The sequence below is a fragment of the Enterovirga sp. genome (assembly GCF_028290205.1).
Classification (GTDB): Bacteria; Pseudomonadota; Alphaproteobacteria; order Rhizobiales; family Beijerinckiaceae; genus Enterovirga.
Map to the genome: position 1 here is coordinate 1 of NZ_JAQGKF010000104.1, position 3,613 is coordinate 3,613.

3 protein-coding genes are annotated in these 3,613 nt (G+C 69.8%); all 3 read left to right on the forward strand.

The window, feature by feature from the left end:
- The first annotated feature begins 298 nt into the window (after nucleotides 1–298).
- Nucleotides 299–1,405, forward strand: coding sequence for an NADH:flavin oxidoreductase/NADH oxidase (locus JWR86_RS07335; protein WP_299562938.1), 1,107 nt, complete (start codon nucleotides 299–301; stop codon nucleotides 1,403–1,405).
- A 129-nt stretch (nucleotides 1,406–1,534) separates the two neighbouring features.
- Nucleotides 1,535–2,206 (forward strand): dienelactone hydrolase family protein, encoded by a 672-nt coding sequence (locus JWR86_RS07340; RefSeq protein WP_299562941.1) that lies wholly within the window; start codon nucleotides 1,535–1,537, stop codon nucleotides 2,204–2,206.
- A gap of 166 nt (nucleotides 2,207–2,372) precedes the next feature.
- Nucleotides 2,373–3,554, forward strand: coding sequence for a PrpF domain-containing protein (locus tag JWR86_RS07345; RefSeq protein WP_299562944.1), 1,182 nt, complete (start codon nucleotides 2,373–2,375; stop codon nucleotides 3,552–3,554).
- Nucleotides 3,555–3,613: the final 59 nt, after the last annotated feature.

The window sequence follows — 3,613 nt, forward strand, 5'->3', positions numbered from 1 at the left end:
GTACTCCTGGAACATGGGAGGGGGCAGATTCACTGAAGCACCAGTGCTGCGTGCAGGGCAACAAGAGCAGGCAGGCGTGAGAAGAGGAGCGAAATCAATCAATCGCACAATCGCACGCACGCACGCACGCACGCACGGCGATCCGCATCAGACTTGCCGAACGGCAACGCTGCATGTTCTTTTGCATCCAGAATAAGAGCTGGCAAGCGCCGAGCCGCACGCCTCCGCACGGGACGCGGGAGGGCCTGGACTCGGCTGCCCTGCCCTGCTCCTAAGCGTGGCCAGATGGACGGATCGCATGACATCGCAGCTCTTCTCGCCGATCCGACTCCGCGGTCTCGACATCCCCAATCGCATCGTGGTGTCGCCGATGTGCCAGTACAGCGCCCCAACCGGCAGCGCCTCCGACTGGCACCTCATGCATCTCGGCAAGTTCGCGGTGTCCGGGGCCGGCCTCGTCATCGCGGAAGCGACCCATGTGGAGAAGCGCGGCCGCATCACGCCCGCCTGCCTCGGCCTCTACGATGACGAGACCGAGGCCGCGCTGCGCCGGGTGGTGGAGTTCTGCCGGGCCCAGGGCCAGGCCCGAATGGGCGTGCAGCTCTCCCATTCCGGCCGCAAGGGCTCGGCCCGGCTGCCCTGGATCGGCCGCGGCGAGCCGCTGACCGAGGCCGAGGGCGCCTGGGAAACGGTCGCGCCCTCCCCGGTCCCGCACGACACCGGCTGGCCGACGCCGCAGGCGCTGGACGAGGAGGGGCTCGAGGCCGTGAAGGCGGCCCATGTCGATTCCGTGCGGCGCGCGCACCGGGCGGGGTTCGACCTCGTCGAGGTGCATATCGCCCACGGCTACCTGCTGCACGAGTTCCTCTCGCCCCTGTCGAACACCCGCCAGGATGCCTATGGCGGCGACCGGGCCGGCCGGATGCGCTTTCCGCTCGAGGTGTTCGCGGCCATGCGGGCCGCCTGGCCCGATGACAAGCCCATGGGCGTCCGCCACTCCGTGACCGATTGGGTCCCGGGCGGCTGGGATCTCGACGACGCGGATGCCTTCGCGCTGGAGCTCAAGCGGCTGGGCTGCGACTACGTCACGGCTTCGACCGGCGGTCTCTCGCCGCAACAGCGCATTCCGGTCGGCGAGGGGCACCAGGTCGAATTCGCGGCCCGTCTCAAGCAGGTGACCGGCCTGCCCACCATGGCCGTCGGCATGATCTTCGATCCCCGCCACGCCGAGCGGATCGTGGCCGAGGGCGAGGCCGACTTCGTGGCGCTGGCCCGCGGCATGCTCTTCGATCCGGGCTGGCCCTGGTACGCGGCCGCCGTTCTGGACGCGGCCGTGGACTACCCGCCGCAATATCTGCGAGGCTACCGGTCGCAGTTCCTTCGCGGCATCCACCGCGGCCATTGAGCCGGGCGGGCCGATTCCGGCCCGGCCAACCGCCGCCGGCTTCGCGCGCCCGCGCCGCGTGTCCGGCAGGGCGCCCGAGGTGCCCGGGCGAGCATCGCGCGGCAGAGAACACCACCAGGAGGAATGTTCATGGGTGAGATGATCAAGCTGAAGGCGTCGGACGGGTTCGAGCTTTCCGCCTACGTGGCGCGTCCGGCCGGCAAACCGGTGGGCGGCCTCGTGCTCATCCAGGAGATTTTCGGCGTGAACGGCCACATCCGCCGGGTGGCCGACGGCTACGCGGCGGACGGCTTTCTGGTGGTCGCGCCGGCTCTGTTCGACCGCATCCAGCCCGGCCTGGAGATGGGCTACGGGCAGGAGGACATCCAGCGCGGCATCGAGCTCAAGGGCCGCTCGGCGACGGACGCGGCGCTGCTCGACGTGGCGGCGGCCCAGATCAAGGCGGCCGAGGCCGGCAAGGTCGGCGTGGTCGGCTATTGCTGGGGCGGGTTCCTGACCTGGCTCTCCGCCACCCGGCTGCCGGGCTTCTCGGCCGCGGTGTCGTATTACGGCGGCGGCATCGGCACGGTTGCGACCGAGACCCCGACCTGCCCCGTCCTGATGCATTTCGGCGAAACCGATCACGCCATCCCGCTCAGCGACGTGGACAAGGTCCGGGCCGCCCATGCCTCAGGGGTCGAGATCCACGTCTACCCGGCCGGGCACGGCTTCAATTGCGACGAGCGCGGCAGCCATTCTCCCGAGAGCGCCCGGCTGGCCCGCGAGCGCAGCGTCGCCTTCCTGACGCGCCACCTCGGGTAGCCTCGCGCCCAGGGCGCATCTGACGCTTCCACGGGGCGCTTGCATCCGCGTGTTCTGCATGCAGAACTGGATGGCGATCCGGCAGGCTCGATCCGGCGGCGCGCGGCCACGACTTCGCGCGCCCCAGCCGCCACCGCCCGGGACGGGCGGCCACGAGGAGGTGTTCATGAACGTGTCAGGCCAGGCCGAACAGGTGGCGATCCGCTGCACGCTGCTGCGCGGCGGCACCAGCAAGGGCGTCTACCTGCACGAGCACGACATCCCGGAGCCCGGCGCCGTCCGCGACCGCGTGCTGAAGCGCATCATGGGCACCCCCGACGTGATGCAGATCGACGGCCTCGGCGGCACGCATCTCGTCACCTCCAAGATCGCCATCATCAAGCGGTCCGAGCATCCCGGGGCCGACATCGACTACACCTTCGCCCAGGTCGACATCGACCGCGACGTGATCGACTACGAAGGCAATTGCGGCAACATCTCCGCCGGCGTCGGCCCCTTCGCGATCGATGCCGGGCTCGTGAAGATCACCTCTCCGGTGACCGAGGTCCGCATCCACAACACCAATACCGGCAAGCTCTTCTCAGCCCGGGTTCCCGTCCAGGGCGGGCGCGCCAAGGTGGAGGGCGATCTCGCCATCGCGGGCGTGCCCGGAACCGGCGCCGAGATCTTCATGAACTACAGCCACACGGTCGGGGCCAAGACCGGCAAGATGCTGCCGACCGAGAACGTGGTGGACGTCATCCGCCTCGAATCCGGCGAGCAGATCGAGGCGACGCTGTGCGACGTGGCCAATCCCTGCGTGTTCGTGCGGGCTGCCGATATCGGCCTCGTGGGCGACGAACTGCCCGAGCGGATCAACCACGACGAGGCGCTGATCGGCCGCCTGCGCGAGATCCGGGGCAAGGCCGGCCAGATGGGCGGGCTCTGCTCCGACTGGCGCAAGGTGGACGAGGAGATGGCCCTCCTGCCGATGCTGGTCTTCGTGGCCGAGCCGGCCGATTACGTCGACCTCAACCGCGAGACCGTGCGGTCCGGCGACATGGATCTCCGCTCCCGGCTCGTGTTCCTGAACCGCTGCCACGAATCCATGGCCGGCACGGGCTCGATGTGCACCGCTGCGGCCTCGCGCATCCGCGGCTCCATCGTGCACCAGATCGTCGGGGAGCGACCGGCCGAGGCCGACACGCTGCGCATCGGCCACCCGCTCGGCGTCATGACCGTCAAAGTGAAGTCGCACCCGGCCAATGTGCTGGGCGGCGTGGAATTCGACGGCCTCGGCTTCAGCCGCACGGCGCGGCGCATCTTGGACGGGTCCGTCTACGTCCCGGCCACCACCTCCGCGGGCTGACCCTGAGCCGCGGCCCGAGGGCGCCGCGGCTCACGCCGGCCGGGGCGTTCTCCCCACCA

Excerpts from the sequence above, each read along its gene's own strand:
- JWR86_RS07335 (WP_299562938.1), top strand. The coding sequence starts at position 299 with ATGACATCGCAGCTCTTCTCGCCGATCCGACTCCGCGGTCTCGACATC.
- JWR86_RS07340 (WP_299562941.1), top strand. The coding sequence starts at position 1,535 with ATGGGTGAGATGATCAAGCTGAAGGCGTCGGACGGGTTCGAGCTTTCC.
- JWR86_RS07345 (WP_299562944.1), top strand. The coding sequence starts at position 2,373 with ATGAACGTGTCAGGCCAGGCCGAACAGGTGGCGATCCGCTGCACGCTG.